Annotated in this window: 12 protein-coding genes; 4 read left to right on the top strand and 8 right to left on the bottom strand. The window is 65.9% G+C overall.

What is annotated here, in order from left to right; genetic code table 11:
* Window positions 1-64: 64 nt before the first annotated feature.
* From C469_RS02720 to C469_RS02710, 3 genes are all read left to right on the top strand, one after another.
* Complete coding sequence (locus C469_RS02720; RefSeq protein WP_008003656.1) at window positions 65-3,295, top strand: DEAD/DEAH box helicase; 3,231 nt, start codon at window positions 65-67, stop codon at window positions 3,293-3,295.
* 63 nt (window positions 3,296-3,358) lie between these two features.
* Window positions 3,359-3,835: a hypothetical protein gene (locus C469_RS02715; RefSeq protein ID WP_008003655.1), complete on the top strand. Its 477-nt coding sequence runs from the start codon at window positions 3,359-3,361 to the stop codon at window positions 3,833-3,835.
* The gene (locus tag C469_RS02710) at window positions 3,828-5,222 is read left to right on the top strand and encodes a homing endonuclease associated repeat-containing protein (RefSeq protein ID WP_008003654.1); all 1,395 of its coding nucleotides are present in this window, start codon (window positions 3,828-3,830) and stop codon (window positions 5,220-5,222) included. Before C469_RS02715 ends, C469_RS02710 begins: the two co-directional genes overlap by 8 nt.
* Before the next feature lie 96 nt (window positions 5,223-5,318).
* Here C469_RS02710 and C469_RS02705 read toward each other — a convergent pair whose 3' ends face one another.
* Window positions 5,319-5,534, bottom strand: coding sequence for a hypothetical protein (locus C469_RS02705; protein ID WP_049910953.1), 216 nt, complete (start codon window positions 5,532-5,534; stop codon window positions 5,319-5,321).
* A gap of 228 nt (window positions 5,535-5,762) precedes the next feature.
* The gene (locus C469_RS02700) at window positions 5,763-6,854 is read right to left on the bottom strand and encodes a radical SAM protein (protein WP_008003651.1); all 1,092 of its coding nucleotides are present in this window, start codon (window positions 6,852-6,854) and stop codon (window positions 5,763-5,765) included.
* Window positions 6,855-6,992: 138 nt separating this feature from the next.
* On the opposite strand from C469_RS02700, the gene C469_RS02695 reads away from it, so the two are divergent.
* Window positions 6,993-7,421, top strand: coding sequence for a universal stress protein (locus C469_RS02695; RefSeq protein WP_008003649.1), 429 nt, complete (start codon window positions 6,993-6,995; stop codon window positions 7,419-7,421).
* 241 nt (window positions 7,422-7,662) lie between these two features.
* Here C469_RS02695 and C469_RS02690 read toward each other — a convergent pair whose 3' ends face one another.
* The 6 genes from C469_RS02690 to C469_RS02665 form a co-directional block, all read right to left on the bottom strand.
* On the bottom strand, window positions 7,663-8,697 hold the full coding sequence (locus C469_RS02690) for a tyrosine-type recombinase/integrase (protein ID WP_008003647.1): 1,035 nt from the start codon (window positions 8,695-8,697) through the stop codon (window positions 7,663-7,665).
* Entirely contained in the window at window positions 8,690-9,070 is a 381-nt protein-coding gene (locus C469_RS02685; RefSeq protein ID WP_008003644.1) for a DUF5805 domain-containing protein, read from the bottom strand. The genes C469_RS02690 and C469_RS02685 overlap by 8 nt, the downstream gene beginning before the upstream one ends.
* Before the next feature lie 663 nt (window positions 9,071-9,733).
* Window positions 9,734-10,639, bottom strand: a complete 906-nt coding sequence (locus C469_RS02680; protein ID WP_008003642.1) for a hypothetical protein — start codon at window positions 10,637-10,639, stop codon at window positions 9,734-9,736.
* A 79-nt stretch (window positions 10,640-10,718) separates the two neighbouring features.
* Window positions 10,719-12,467, bottom strand: coding sequence for a hypothetical protein (locus tag C469_RS02675; protein WP_008003640.1), 1,749 nt, complete (start codon window positions 12,465-12,467; stop codon window positions 10,719-10,721).
* 108 nt (window positions 12,468-12,575) lie between these two features.
* Window positions 12,576-13,409: an MBL fold metallo-hydrolase gene (locus C469_RS02670; RefSeq protein WP_008003638.1), complete on the bottom strand. Its 834-nt coding sequence runs from the start codon at window positions 13,407-13,409 to the stop codon at window positions 12,576-12,578.
* A gap of 238 nt (window positions 13,410-13,647) precedes the next feature.
* Window positions 13,648-14,637, bottom strand: coding sequence for a glycosyltransferase family 4 protein (locus tag C469_RS02665; RefSeq protein ID WP_008003636.1), 990 nt, complete (start codon window positions 14,635-14,637; stop codon window positions 13,648-13,650).
* Between the last annotated feature and the right edge of the window lie 25 nt (window positions 14,638-14,662).

Here is a 14,662-nt window from a genome sequence, read left to right as displayed (position 1 = left end):
GCTGTGTGAGACAAGACACCCTGAAACAACCTGGCACTGCGCTCTCCGGATCCGGTGTGACCTGATGGCCGGCCCCGGATTCGACGTCGACAAGGTAGTTTCGAATAACCGGCACACACCGAGTGAGTCGTTCGAGGCCGATCGACTCACCCGCGAGAACATCTCCGTCGCGCAATACCCCGCTCAGATCGACCGAGCGGCCCTCGACGTCTTGTACGGGATCGGCGTCGGGAAAGCCGCGAAGGACAGCGATTTCGGGGGCACGATAGACAGAGAGAATTTCGGAACCGCGACCGGCTCGTTTTACGTCAGCGGCCTTCAGGAGCTCGCCGGTGACGGACAGACGCTGCGAGAGACGCTGCGCAGTTACGACGACCAGCGAGTGGGCGAACTGGCGTTCCAACTCACCGGGTTGCGAGACGCGCTCGGCGATTCCGACGAGGAGTACGATGTCGACCGCGCTATCGAAGCGATCGTCGAGAAGCAGGCGACGGCGGCGATCGAGGAGAGCAGCCGTAGTGACGCGAACGACGGCGCGGGTCTGCGGATGCTTCGCGACAGCGACTCGACTGCGGACCTGATCGCGCGGCTCTTCTCGGATCCGACGGTGACCGCCTACGCGACGGAGCTGTTTGACCGACTCCCCGACGGGGACACTCCCTCCGATACCCTCGCGCACCTGCTCGATAGCCCTCAGTTGACGACGCCGCTGTGGGATCACCAGCGAAAAGCGCTCAGGAGCTGGGTCGACGCGGGTCAGCGCGGCTACGTCAACATGGCGACTGCAACCGGGAAGACGGTCCTCGGCCTCGCGGCCATCGCGACCCGCTATCGCGACCTGAGCCCGAGCGGAGCGGGCGGACTCCACCCCGTTGATTCGGGACTGATCGAGGCCGACACGGCTCGCGGCCCGTTCGACAACTCTCTCGACAGCGGCCCGGCTACCGACGCCACCCCCAGGGTTCTGATTGTCGCCGGCAACGACCTGCTGTTGTCTCAGTGGCGTCAAGAGTTCGACACGCACCTCGATATTCCGGAAGCGCGGACGATACCGAGGGAAGTCGACGGCCGCCGAGAGATCGCTCTCAGATGGGGTCGAATCGAGTTCGCCACCTCTCAGGCGCTGCTCCAGCGGGAGGGATTCAGTCAGTACGACCTGATCATTCTCGACGAGGCCCACAGATACAGTCGCGGCCAAGCGAGCGGCGGATGGGGCGACCTGTTCGAGCGACTCACCGAGGGTGGCAACGCCGTGCTTGCGATGTCCGGATCGATCGATCAGGGCTGGCTCGGCGACGAAGGCGTCCAAGACGCGCTCGAGAAGCACCTCGGTGAAGTGTCGCGGTTCGATATCGCGACGGCCCGCGAACAAGGCGTGATCGCCGATTTCTCGTGGACGGTCAGCTACGTCCCGACGCTGTCGAGCGACGAGACGACCTTGGCCGAACTGACAACCCGGCTTGTCGACGCGTACGACTCCGCGGACGGGACGCTGAACGCCGATTCTCTCGGTGTCTCCCGTGAAGCCCTCCCACCGGAACCGACGACGTACCGCCGTCTCCGCTCGTTCGTCAAAACGGCAGACGCGCGCGACCTCCGCGGAAACGCTCCGGAGTTCGACGCGTTCGCGTCCGCCCTGCAGGCTCGACAGGTCCAGCGGTGGAACGTCTCTCCGCGTCAGCAGTCGGTCATCGACATCGTCGATAAACACGCGCCCGAGGCGAAGACGGTCGTCCTCGTCCAGTCGTACGAAGCCGCCCGCGAGCTCGCGTCGTCACTCGCCGAGCGCTACGGAGAGGCGGCCGTGTTTGCGCTCGGAGACAGCACGGTCGACCGGATCGGGGTCATCGACGACTTCAACGACAGTGACCGCGGCGTCATCATCGGGCCGGGGAACCTCCTCGGGACCGGTGTCGACATGCCGGACGCTGAGGTTGCAGTCAACGTTGCACGCGGCGGCGTGAACCCCTCGCTCGTCCAGCGGATCGGGCGCGTGCTTCGGAATCCCACCGGAGAGAAGCAGGCGCAGTTCTACCACGTCGTTCCGACCCCGGCGCGGTCCGACGCGGTGGACGTTGTCGAGGACGGTGCGACGCTGCTCGGGCGCGCCGCCGAGTTCGTCTCGCTCGGGGACGGATTCCGTGAAACGCCCCGCTTCGCCGTCGACGAGTCGATCAGTGACACGCTCACCGAACTCGAACGGGGCGGCGTGCGGATGGTGGAACGGATCGACGATCTCACCCCGATCGTCCGTGACGATGCCCGCGATCACTTCCACACGATCCAAGGCCTCGTGTACGATACGGCAAATGAGGACGACGTTGCACCTCCCGCTCTTACCAGCTGGTCGGGCGGTGACGCCTCCGAGAGTATCGATCGCGCCGACGGCCCCTTCGACGAGCGGAATCAGAACTACGAACAGTACCGACTCGCACTCGGGCCGTATCGCGCGACGAAAGCCGTCATCCGCGAGCTCCACGGCTCCACGGTAAAGACGTACAAAGACGAAGCGGGCGTCTGGCAGGCCGACGTGGGCGACGAGGTCGCCGGGACGCCGGTCCACGAGACGCTAGTGGAATGGCTCCGCCGTTACAGGTCGTACCGAGAGGTCTGCGATAACCGCGACGGCGACGGTGAGCCCGGATCGCTGCCCGAATACAAACAAGTGTGGCCGGAGCCTCCCCGGGACAGAGGCGTGATGCTAGCCAGTGACGCCGCGGCGAGCCTCGGCATCGATTACACCCAAGACGACCCGATCTTCTTCCCCCGAGACGAAGACGGCGTGTACCGGATCCCGCTCGGCGACGGACGGAAACTCACTACCGAAGGGATCGTCGGTCCGGGCGAACCGGACGAGGGGCCACAGGGCATCTCCGTGAGTCCGGTCGTGCTGTCGGCCGCTCGAGATGCCGTGTCGGAGGGCCGTTACGACGACCTCTCGTCGCTCGTGGAGGACGCAACCGGTACGCTGTTGAAACGACTCGTGTCAGAGCCGGTTCCGCCGGTGTTCTCCGAACGAGCGTTCGAGACGACGGGCCTGTCCGCGGAGCTCTCCGAGCGGCATCTTCCGATCGCCACCGCCGTCGTCGAGGATGAGAGCGATCCGTTCGACACTGTCGACGCGCTCGTCGAAACCGCTTTGGCTCACGAGTTAGCGATCAGTGGCGACGAGATGGCCATCGAGATCTCGCTGGGTGGCGAGTTACGCGCAGCGGTTTCAACTCAACCCGAGGCGGACCCTGAGGCGTTCATTCGCGAGAGTGTACGTCGCCGGTTGCAGCGGAGTCAGAACTAACGGCCGATTGCCCAAACTGTCCCACGTGATACCATTGACTCATTCCACACGGAGCGAAAACAAATGAACACGGATACCGAACGGGAGATCGTGAGCGTAACGGTTTCTCCGGGAACGGCACTTGCCCTCGAAACACGCGCGGACGAGAGTGATCGTGAGTTGAGTACCGTGGTTGCGGACCTCGTCAGCGACCATCTCAAAACGAGCGTCGACGGCGATGTCAGGACAGACGTCACCGTCGAGAACGGGACGGAAGTGCCCGTTTCGCTCTCAAAGCGACAACAGACGATGGCTGCAGCGGTCGGCGGCGACCACGGCGTTGAAGGGTTCGTCGCTTCCGCACTCGAAACACGAACGGAGTCGGCCACTGAGTCGGTCACTGTTGAGCTTCCGGGCAGCATCATCGCTACGCTGGACGCGCTCGTGTTCGCCGGCGAGTACGCCGATAGACCGACAGCCCTGCGACGAGCGCTTCTCGACGAGGGCTCCGACTCGCTCTCCGATCCGCTTGACACCGCTCGAGGCGCCAACGATGAGTGATTCAGAGTACTCTCAACACCAGCGGAACTGCCTTGACGGCTTGCACGAAGCCGCTGAAATCGTCGGCGAGTCTCCGACCGTGCGTGAGTATGACTCGTTGGACGTCTCGCCTTCGTCGACGGCGATCAAAAACGCCTTCGGCTCGTGGAACGATGCGAAACGGGCTGCGGACCTCGACATCCGTAGCGTGGCCGGCCACTCGCGCGTCAGCATCAACGAAACGTATTTCGAGACGATCGATACGGACGAGAAGGCGTACTGGTTGGGTGTCCTCTTCAGTCGGTCCACGATAAGCGAGCAGGGAAACAACGGACGGGCACTACAGCTGGGTCGGACCGGAGACAAGCGATACTACGTCACGGAGTTCGCCGCCGCAGTCGATTCCGACTACTCCATCAACGAGTTCGAAACACCGGAGTCCGTGCAAGCCACCACGCTAATCTCAAACGCGGAGTTCCTCGACGTCCTCGCGGACCACGGACTGACCGATTCCGCCCGGAACGTCGCGACGCTCCCACCGGTCCCGGACGAACACAGACGCGCGATGGTGCGTGCGGTGCTTGAGAACATCGGAAACCTCGGAGTGGACGGAGGCTGGACGATCCGAGGGAGAGACGGTGGGGACCGCCTCGAACAGCTGAAAGAGTGGATCGACACGCTCGATGTGAAACACAGCAATCTGTCGACGAAAAGCGGATCTCCCATCTTGTACGTCTCCAACACGATGGACGCGGCGAAGATCTTCGAGGCTGCGTGGCCCGAGGGAGTTGCAACCGCTCCGGCGAATCCGTCGGTCGCCCGGACATACGCGGAGCGGATCGTCGAGGAACACCCCTTCCCCGAAACCCTCTCATTCACTCCGTTAGGGGAGGGTTCAGAGTCCGACGAATCAGAAGGGGTGCCGGAGACGACCGGTTCCGATGACGCTCAACCGGTTGAGGACACCGGGTCTAACGTCGATCCCGGGAGCCAGGTCGGTGGCACTGAAGAGACCGGAGAAGTCGTCGTACCCCTCTCTGTTGACACGGCCCTTCTCCTGGACACGCTCGCGTTGACAACTGATCGGAGTCGAAGCGACATCGCTGCCGACGCCGTCCGGTCGTACTTGGGCGGCTTGCTTTCCGGGCACGACCCCAACGGCGATTTCGGTGCGACTGCTGGCGTCGTTGACCGGTCACTGAACCTCCCGAACGAACTGCTACAGATCGTTGCAACGACACCGGACAATCTGCCGCTCCGCAACGTCGTCGAACCGGCGATACGCTCCGCACACAGTGCCGAAACTGCTGCCGTCACGCTTGAGCTCCCGCCCGAATCCACTTCCGAGATACCGACTACCGCCGAGCCGATCGCCGACGCGCTGCTCGAGGTACTGAACGACGACTGAGGTCGATACGCCGCTCGCGTAGCAGCGAAGCGCCGCTCTCGACTCACCCGATTTCGCGGGCCCCGATTCGTCGTCGAGATCGCAGACCGGAGGCGATCACCGGTCTCTGAATTCGACCGTGTAGCCGTTGTCGCGAAGCGCTTCGACGAGGTCGTCACCGGGCTCGATCTTGAATTCGTGAAACGAGTTGGTCGGGGAATCCGTCGAGTAGAGATCCGAGTCGATATTGTCTGGGATCTCGTTCTGATGGGTATCCTCTTGCACAACGACTGGCTGACTGGGAACGCGTTCGGAACGGTCACCGTCTGTCATTTGGATAGATGTCCCGTTGCCGCTATGCGGCTATCTGTATTCCGATTCTCGTTTCCGTTGCTCTCGGAAGACGAGCGCGAAACCGGTGGGTGTGGAGTTGGGTAGACGGGCTACTGCAGATACGGTCCACTGGGGAGACAACCGTGAGGACGGGCGATCACCGCGACGAACATTCCCGGCGACGGCGCTCGCGTCGAGATCGACACCGCGTGACCGCGCACTCTGCGCTTATAAAGCGTCTGCAGAGCGCTCCGAGCCGCCGCCGACGCTCGGCGGCAGCTCGCCGTCGTACCCCTCGGGCACGTACGGACAGAGCGGGTCGCTCTCCAGCGGGTCCCCCGTCGCCGCGAACGCCCGCGACCGACTCCCGCCGCAGACCCGCCGGAACTCGCAGGCACCGCACTTCCCCTTCAGCCGGTCGGGCTCGCGAAGCGATTGGAACAGGTCCGCGTCCCGGTAGATGTCGACGACCGACCGGTCGCGGACGTTACCCGCCGACTCCGGGAGGAACCCCGACGGGTACGCCTCGCCGGTGTGGCTCACGAACGCGAACCCGCGGCCGGCGGTGATCCCGCCGCGCCGCCGGACCGCGCTCTCGCCCCCGTCGGACTGGATCCCAACTCGTCGGTAAAAGGGCGCCTCCGTCGTCTTGACGCCGAACGGCTCCGACTCGGTGACGCCGTGGAGCCACTCCATCACGTCCTCCGCCCGTTCCGGCGGGACGGGATCGAGGACCCGCCCTCGTCCGACGGGGACGAGGAAGAACACGCTCCAGAGGACGGCGCCGAGCTCTCGGACGCGGTCGCGGATCGCCGGGAGCTCGTCCACCGTCTCCGCGGAGACGGTCGTGTTGATCTGGAGCGGCAGTCCAGCGGCGGACGCCGCTTCCGCCGCCGCAAGCGTGCTCTCGAAGCTCTCCTCGCCCCGGAATCGGTCGTGGCTCTCTCGCGTCGCGCCGTCGAGGCTGAGCGCCATCCGCCGGATCCCGGCGTCGGCGAGGTCTTCGATCCGGTCGGAGGTCAGCGACCCCGTCCCGCTGGGCGTGATCGTCATGCGGAGCCCTCGATCGTCGCCGTGCGAGACGAGATCGAGCAGATCGTCTCTGGCGAGCGGATCGCCGCCGGAGAGCACGACGAGCTGTCCCTCTCCGAACGTCGCCGCGTCGTCGAGGAGCCGCTTCCCCTCCGCGGTCGTCAGCTCGTCGGGGTGACGAGCCGGCTTCGCGTCGGCGCGGCAGTGACGACAGGCGAGCCCGCACGCCTGCGTCACCTCCCAGATGAGAACCAGCGGCCGCCGGTCCGTGTCGAGGTCGTCGAACATCGGCGTCTCGAGGGTTTCCGTCCCATCCGTTTGGTTCCTCTCCCGAACGTGTTCACGCGACCGAGAGGGGTCTCCGAGAAATCTCGTTCCGTCCGAACGGCCCCACGGATTGATACGCTCGCCCGTCGAAGGAGGCGTATGGCAGACTCCGTGCTCGTCGCGATGGACGACTCGCCGCTGAGCCGCGAGGCGCTCTCGTTTGCCCTCGAAACGTTCCCGGACGCGCAGACCACCGTCGTTCACGTCGCCCATCCCGACCTCGAGATGCTTCCCGAGGACACCGAGGAGGTGTTCGGCGCTTCCCTCGACGAACTCGACGGCGTGGGCGACGAGACCGCCGCGTCGGTGTTCCAGGCCGTCCGCGAGGTCGCCGGCGACCGCGACGTGACCGCCACCTTCCTCACCGGGGAGGCGGAGCGTCGGATCGTCGCCTACGCCGACGACAGTGGGTTCGATCACGTCGTGCTCGGCACGCACGGGCGCTCGGGGATTTCACGAGTGCTGATCGGCAGCGTCGCCGAGGCCGTCCTGCGGGAGACGGCGGTTCCGACGACGCTGGTGAAGTGACCGCGTCGACGCCGACCGATAGCCGGGTCGATTTTTTCGCCTGCTGCCCGTGCTCACATTCTCGCCTACGACCGCGATCGACTCGAGAGCGCCTCTCCGCCCGATTTGTGGACCAACGTCGGTCTCGAGACAGAAGAAAATTCGATATAGCGGTATATGATTTATTCGATAGATATCGAACGCCAATTCGGTCGGATACTCGACGACGGAAGTTGGGAAAACGGCTTCGCGTGTCCGGTCGCTATCCCGACAGCCGATACACGTTCGCCTCGTACGTCTCGCGGACCTGATCGCCCCAGTTGTGGGTGTACGTGTCGATCACGTCGTCGGCGACGTCGCCGCGGAGGTACTTAACGACGCCGCGGTCACCGGTTCGGTCCCGAAGATGCGTCGTGAAGAAGTGCCGGAAGTAGTGCGGTGTGACGTTCTCGGCCGCGCCCCCGCCGGTGCGGTACCACCCCGCCTCCCGGGCGTAGCGCTCGACGACGTGTCTGACCGCCTGCGGCTCGAGCCGCTCGCCCCACCCCTCAGCGGTGCCGACGAACAGCGGCTCCGCGTCCGAGGGGGCGTCAGGCCGCACGGCGAGCCACCGTTTCAGCGTCCGGGCTAGCTCGTCGTCGACCGGGATCACGGTGGCGCGCTTCCGCTTGTTCGAAGCCGTGCGCACCGCTCCGTTCAGCTCCTCGCCCACCGTCGCGTCCGGGGTGACGTACAGCGAGTTCGGTCGGTCCGCGAGCGCCGGCCGCGCCCCCAGCGAGAACGCCCCTCTGACCTCTTCGTCGTCGAGCGCGAGGTCACGGAGGTCGAGGTTACAGAGCTCGCCGACCCGCATCCCGGTCTTCAACAGCGTGACGACGAGGGCCCGGTGAAGCGGATGTCGGATGCCGGCGACGAACTCGCGCATCGCCGGGATCGACACGTCCCGCCGCGCGGGGTCCTTATCCACCGTCTCGTCCATCTCCTCCATCACGAGCGTCATCGGGTTCCCCTCGAAGACGCCGACCTCGGTCATGTACCCGTAAAATCGATGCAGATACGCCGCGTACGTCGCCACCGTGCTGTCGGCGGCGTCGCCGCGCAGCGAGTGGACGAACGCCATACAGTCGCGGTGGGTGGCCGATTTCGGTGTCGTTCCCTGGTCGAGAAACGACTCGAACCGACGGAGCACGCGCTCGTAGGCGTCGCGCGTCCGTTCGGTCTTCCCGTGGTAGGTGAGGTCCTCGATGAAGTACCCGATCGGATCGTCGACCTCGGCCGGGGTTCGGGTGCTACTCATCGATCAGCGCGTACCCCCCTTCCCGGCCGTTGTACCTGACGCGGTTCCGATCCTGCAGCGAATCGAGCGCGTCTTCCAGCCGCCCCTCGAAGTCGTCGAACACCGCGTCGACGAGCTCGTCCCACGAGCGCACCCCGTCGGCGAGCGCCGCTTCGACCCGCCTCTCGAGGTCGCTACCCCCAGGGTCAGACCCCGACGGATCGGGTTCGACGGGGTTCTCGGCCCTGTCGATCGAAAACTCCCGTCTCCCGGACTGTACCATCATTCTGACGAACTCGCTTTGCGACATCCCCAACTCGTCGGCGTGCTCCTGCCAGATCGCCTTCTGGTCCTCGGGGACGTACGTCTTCACCGAGCGGCGGTCGTCGCTCATCTCTCGGACGAGCCTTCTCGGGCCGCCACCTTCAATCTATCCCACAATTCGGGATAAGGTCACTTATCCAGTACTGTAGGCCTCTAAATGAGGGGGCCACTATTTAATATGCAGAATACTAGTACTACAAAAACGAAGATTCAGTCCTAGTCATCGGGATATATTCTCACTGAGTAAGCGAGGTCCTTTCGCTTGTCGGCCTGGAGGTGTGGAGGAAGATCACGTCGGTCGTGACACCGGCAGCAGGGGGAAGACGGTTTCGTTGGATATCCAATAGGTATCTTCGTCTCGGTCGATACCGCCGTCGATCGAGTCCGATCGGCGGCGATACCCCGCACATGCCGTGTCCACCACCGGTCGATCGAGTCGGGCGCATCGAGTGAGACCGAGACGTCAGGATCGACGGTGTGAATCGCTGTGTAACGCCTCGGCGTGGTTGCTTCCCTCACGTCTCCCCGGACTTCGAAACCCCTCAGCCGACGCTGACGAGGGTCCGTTCACATCGAGCGCGTTCCCGAGAGCGGCCGGGATGTCGTAGCTCTCATCAACGACACGGATACAGAGGCTTCGGGCGCTATCGCGGCCGTATGGGTCGATCTCGAGCACCGGCAGCCGATCTGATCGCGACATGTACATCACATGTCGCTATAGAAAGTACCGGGGTCAGACTCGGATCTCGGAGGACGGCGATTCGACCGCGATCGCGTCGAGCGCGCATTCGACGCGCGGGTCGTGTTCGGCCGCGTTCCGCATCAGTACGGTCTCGCTGGGGAAGAGGTGTTCGCCGACCACGAGCCCGTGTTCGCGGGCCGTCGATCCGGTGACCGTGAGGTAGACGCCGAGCCCGGTTCGGGCGATTGCGGCCTCCTCCTCCTCGTCCGCGTTCGGGTAGACGAACTCGACGCCCTCCAGCGCGTCCGTTCCCAACACGGCGGTGACGAGCCGCTCGTAGCGCGGAGAGATGCAGAGTGATCCTTCGTACTCCGCGACGAAATCGCGGTCGAGATCGGTCCCCGGTTCGATCCCTTCGGGCCGGCCCATCAGCGTGTGATAGACGGTGTCTCCGAGGCCGTTGACCACGCGCACGTCGGTGTCGACGGGATCGATCCGGTCGTTGATGTCGGCAATCTGGCCGAGACCGCCCGCTCGGATCCCGACCACCTCCTCCAAAACGAGGTCGGCGGAGTCGAACCCGAGCGCGAACTCGTGGGTCCGGAGCGCCCGAAACGGCTCCTCGCGGCCGACGAGCTTCAGGGTCACCTCGCCGAGGTCCACGGTGGCCGCGTCGAAGACGATCCGGCGTGGCTTGCCGTCGCGGTCGTCGCGCAGGAGCGTGAACTCCGGCTGTTGGGGGTCTTCGGGGTCGGAGTACTCGGTCAGCCGCTCGTACGGGCCGTCCTCGGCGTCGACGCGCCCCTTCGTGACGGCCTTCTCGTACCGGAGGGTGTTGCTCACGCGGTCCGCGAGCCCGTCGAGCCGGTCGTCCGGGCCGACGGCCGCGATCCGTTCGAGGACCGCTTCGAGGGGTCGGCCTTTCCGCGGCACGGCGACCGGTACCGGTTCGCTCATTACCGGACGTGGACCGCCGCGGGTAAAACGGGTTGCGCTTTCCGTCCGGGGCGAGTTCGGCGGCGGGGTCGAAATTCGCTTACGGCCCGAACGCCTCGTTGAGCCGCTTTCTGAACGCTTCGAGCTCTTCGAGGTGGTCGTTGATCGCGTCGAGCTCCGCCTCCACGTCGTCGAGGTCCTCGCCGAGCCGGTCCTCGATGTCGGTCAGGCGGGTGTCCACCTCCGCGAGGTCGTCCCAGAGGTCGTCGAACTCCTCGTCGAACCGCCCCATCCGGGCCTCCACGTCGTCCACCCGGTTCTCGGTCGCCTCCAGCCCCGCGGCGGCGTCGTCGACCTCTTCGTACAGCGTCTCGATGTCGTCGCCTAGGTCGTCGACCGCCTCGTCGAGGCCGGTCGTCTCGTCGTCGAGCCGCGACACGTCGTCCGTGACGCCGTCCACGGTCTCCTCGACGCCGTCCACGGTCTCCTCGACGCCGTCCACGGTGTCTTCGAGGCCGTCCACGGTTCCCTCGACCGCTTCGACCGACTCCTCGACGCCGGACACGTCCGATTCCACGCCTTCCACCCGGTCGTCGACGCCGTCGACGCGCTCGCTGACGCCGTCGATCCTGGCGGTCGCGGTCGACACCGATTCGTCGACCCGCGAGACCTCATCGCGCAGGTCGCTCCGGTCCGCGTCGGCGGACGCGAGCCGGCCGTCGATCGCGGCCATCTCCGACTCGACGGCGTCCACCTTCTCGTCGAGCTCGTCGAGGATCTCGCGGGCGGTCCCCTCGCCGTCGATGAACTCCGCGAGCGCGTCGGCGTACGCCTCGATGTCGGCGACGCTCGATTGGAGGCGGCCGATCCGCACGTCGACGCTGCGTGGAACGCCCACGTCGAGCTCGGAGCGGAGCGTCTCGAGGTCGTCGTCGTTCACCTCGCCCGCGCGTATCTCCGTGGCGAGCGCCGCTGCGAGGCCCTCTTCCGGGGTCGACGCCGGCGGTTCGTCCCCCGATTCGGGGTCCTCGGTGACCGGAGCGGACGCTTCCGACTCGGGCGCTTCCGGTTCGACCGAGCCGTCCGTCTCGTCTCCGTCGTCGACTTCGGCCGTCGCGTCCGCTGCCACCTCGGCCGCCTCGTCGGCTGTCGGTTCGTCGGCCGCCGGCTCGTCCGCGTCTGTCTCCTCGTCGTGCGAGGTGACCACTGCGGTCCCCGCGACGACTGCCCGCGGTTCGGGAGCCTCGGTGTCGTCGGCGTCGGCATCTGGGCTCTCCGCCGCGTCGGCGTCGGATTCAGATTCCGCTTCCGCTTCGACCGCCGACTCAGCCGAATCGACGCTCTCCGTGTCGGTTTCGACCTGTTCCGTTCCCTCATCCTCCGCCGCGAGCGACTCCTCCATCCCGGGGAGCGTCGCGCGATCGCCGGAGAGCACCTCCCTGACGGCGTCGGTGTCGCCGGCGCCGAGGACGTCTTCGATCTCCTCGCCGACCGGGACGTGCTCGATCACGGGCGTCCCGAGGAAGCCGTCGAGGTCGGGGTCGTCGTCGCGGATCCCGAACACCGTCTCGATCGCGTCGCCGGGGTCGATCACGCGCTCGAACTCGACGCGGTGGTCTTTATAAGCGGTCCAGTTGTCGCTCTCGTACTCCGGGTGGAACCCGATCCGGTCCATCGGGAACGACTCGGGGATCCGGTCGACGATGCGCACGCGCACGGGCTCCTCGCGCGTCGAGGAGAGCTCGTACATCACCGCGGGCACGGGGAACGCGTCGTCCGTGAAGGACTTCTCGACGCGGATACCGTCCTCGTCGACGGTCGTCGTCGCTTCTGCCGTCCGTTCGCTCATACCGAGACCCTCCCGGAGCAGGGGCTTAAATTCCACGGGCCGCGTTTCGACGTTGATAACCACCTACCGCTGAAAAAACGCGAGATCGGGTTCTCTGAGGCCGAACGCCTACAGGTCGATCCGGTCGCCGATCTCGACTATCTCGAGCCGGTTCGGGTGGGAGCGACTGCGGGTGTGCTCGTGGAGCGCGGTCGGGTCCGCGGTCAGCCCCTTCCACATGTCCCAGTGGGTCGGGACGAGCCGGTCGAGCGCGAGGTCCTCGGCGGCCGCCGCGATCTCGTTCTCGTCGCTGTACCACTTGGTCTCGATCGGCTCGCCCGTCTCCTTGTCCGGGACCCTGCCGACGGAGCCGAACGCCAAGATTCCGAGATCGATGTCGAACTCGTCTGCGAGCCCCGAGAACGACGCCGAGGGCTTGCTGTCACCGGCGTGGAACAGGGTGCCCGACTCGTGTTCGATCACGTAGCCGACCGGATGCGTGGCGTCCGCGTCCTGCGTTTCGACGACGTGGACGGTGAACTCGCCGACCCTCAGCTCGTCGCCCTCGGTCACTTCGAGGAACGCCTCCTCGTCCACGTCCCAGTGTTCCGTCCAGCGCTCCTCCTCGCGGGCGACCGCGAGCGAGTCGTCGGGCGCGAGGAAGTCGGCGTCGGTGTTCGCGAGGATCGGCGCCTGCGAGGGGCCGTGGACGTGGTCCGTGTGCTCGTGGGTCGCCAGCACCGCGTCCGCCTCGTCGATATCCTCGGGGTCGAACGGGACCGGGATCATCCGGACCGTGCGCGGCGGGTCGCCCGTCCCGACGTACGGGTCGATCCAGAGGACGGTCCCCTCACTCCCTTTGATCGCGAAGCCGTTGCAGCCGAGATACCACAGCGCCACCGTGTCGGGGTCGGCGTCCGCCACCGCGCGCGGCAGCCAGTCGCCCCAGTCGGAATCGGTCATGACCGACGGTGGGAGTGCGGGCGGTGTAATCGTTCCGGAGTCCGCGGAGAGTGAGTCGTCATTTCTGGATCGGCCGAATTTCGTCGCCGCCGTGGCAACAGTGGATCGTCTGCGGAGGGACTGATAAATCATATGCCGCAATATAAAATTCCGATCGGAGCGGTCGGCAGAGGGCTTGCTCTATCGGTCGTACGATCGGCTCGCGAATGCCCTTTTCAACGGGTCGGCGAGAAACGGCTCACAGCGACTCGTACAGCGACCGGTACCGCTCGGCGATCGCGTCGAGCGAGAACGACTCGCTGCGCGCCGCCGCGTTCGACCCGAGCCGCTCCCGGAGCGCGGGGTCGGACAGCCGCCGGAGCGCGTCTGCGAACGCCGCGGTCTCGTCGTCCCCGGCGGGGTCGACTTTCAAACAGTCCTCGCCGTCGTCGAGCCACGAGAACGTCTCGATATCGCGGACGACCACCGCCTTCCCGGCGGTCATCGCCTCCAGCAGCGCGATCCCCTCGTTCTCCTCGTGAGTCGGGAAGAGGAACACGTCGCCGGCGGCGAACGCGCCCCGGACGTCGTCGACGAAGCCGGTGAACGTGCAGTTGTCCGGCGACTCCTCGATGAGCCTCGTGGTCTCGCGCCCTTTTAACGAGAGGTCGAGCGGCCCGAACCACGCGAAGTCGACTTCGGGGAGCTCGCGGGCCAGCTCGACGAACGTCTCCAACCCCTTCCGCTTGATCACGTGGCCGACGAGGAAGACGGTCGGCGGGTCGAGGTCGTAGCGCTCGCGGTACTCGGCCTCCAGCGACTCGAAGCCGGCGAGCTTCTCGCGGTCGACGCCGTTCGAGATGACGGTCGTCGGCGCGTCGGCGTACCCCTCGATCACGCCGCGGTTGTACTCGGAGGGACAGACCAGCGCGTCGGCGAGGCCGTACGCCCGGCTGAGGTAGGGCTTGAGGGGTTTCGCGAGCGCGTTGGTGAATCGGAAGCTATCGCCGAAGTCCTCGGCGGTGACGTGGGTGTGCGCGACCACCGGAATCCCGCGGTCGCTCGCGCGCTTGGCGTACCACACCGACCGCGGCCCCATCAGGTTGCAGTGGAGCACGTCGGCGTCGAGGGTCGGCTCGGTCGTGTACGCGATCCCTTCGCGGTCGAGCATCTTCCGCTGGTGGACGACCGACTCGCGGATGCCGCCGGTGACGTGGTCCTCGAACTCGAAGTAGTGGCTGACCTTCATCGCGGGGTCGCGGGGGCGATCGCTC

It is taken from the genome of Halorubrum lipolyticum DSM 21995 (assembly GCF_000337375.1).
Lineage (GTDB): Archaea > Halobacteriota > Halobacteria > Halobacteriales > Haloferacaceae > Halorubrum > Halorubrum lipolyticum.
Note: the sequence above shows the minus strand (reverse complement) of the source record. Positions and strands in the feature narration are given on the sequence as shown.

Bases quoted from the DNA above. Each gene is read 5' to 3' on its own strand.
- C469_RS02720 (WP_008003656.1), top strand. From the start codon at position 65: ATGGCCGGCCCCGGATTCGACGTCGACAAGGTAGTTTCGAATAACCGG.
- C469_RS02710 (WP_008003654.1), top strand. From the start codon at position 3,828: ATGAGTGATTCAGAGTACTCTCAACACCAGCGGAACTGCCTTGACGGC.
- C469_RS02675 (WP_008003640.1), bottom strand. From the start codon at position 12,467: ATGAGCGAACGGACGGCAGAAGCGACGACGACCGTCGACGAGGACGGT.
- C469_RS02685 (WP_008003644.1), bottom strand. From the start codon at position 9,070: ATGAGCGACGACCGCCGCTCGGTGAAGACGTACGTCCCCGAGGACCAG.
- C469_RS02665 (WP_008003636.1), bottom strand. From the start codon at position 14,637: ATGAAGGTCAGCCACTACTTCGAGTTCGAGGACCACGTCACCGGCGGC.
- C469_RS02690 (WP_008003647.1), bottom strand. From the start codon at position 8,697: ATGAGTAGCACCCGAACCCCGGCCGAGGTCGACGATCCGATCGGGTAC.
- C469_RS02670 (WP_008003638.1), bottom strand. From the start codon at position 13,409: ATGACCGATTCCGACTGGGGCGACTGGCTGCCGCGCGCGGTGGCGGAC.
- C469_RS02680 (WP_008003642.1), bottom strand. From the start codon at position 10,639: ATGAGCGAACCGGTACCGGTCGCCGTGCCGCGGAAAGGCCGACCCCTC.
- C469_RS02715 (WP_008003655.1), top strand. From the start codon at position 3,359: ATGAACACGGATACCGAACGGGAGATCGTGAGCGTAACGGTTTCTCCG.
- C469_RS02695 (WP_008003649.1), top strand. From the start codon at position 6,993: ATGGCAGACTCCGTGCTCGTCGCGATGGACGACTCGCCGCTGAGCCGC.
- C469_RS02700 (WP_008003651.1), bottom strand. From the start codon at position 6,854: ATGTTCGACGACCTCGACACGGACCGGCGGCCGCTGGTTCTCATCTGG.
- C469_RS02705 (WP_049910953.1), bottom strand. From the start codon at position 5,534: ATGACAGACGGTGACCGTTCCGAACGCGTTCCCAGTCAGCCAGTCGTT.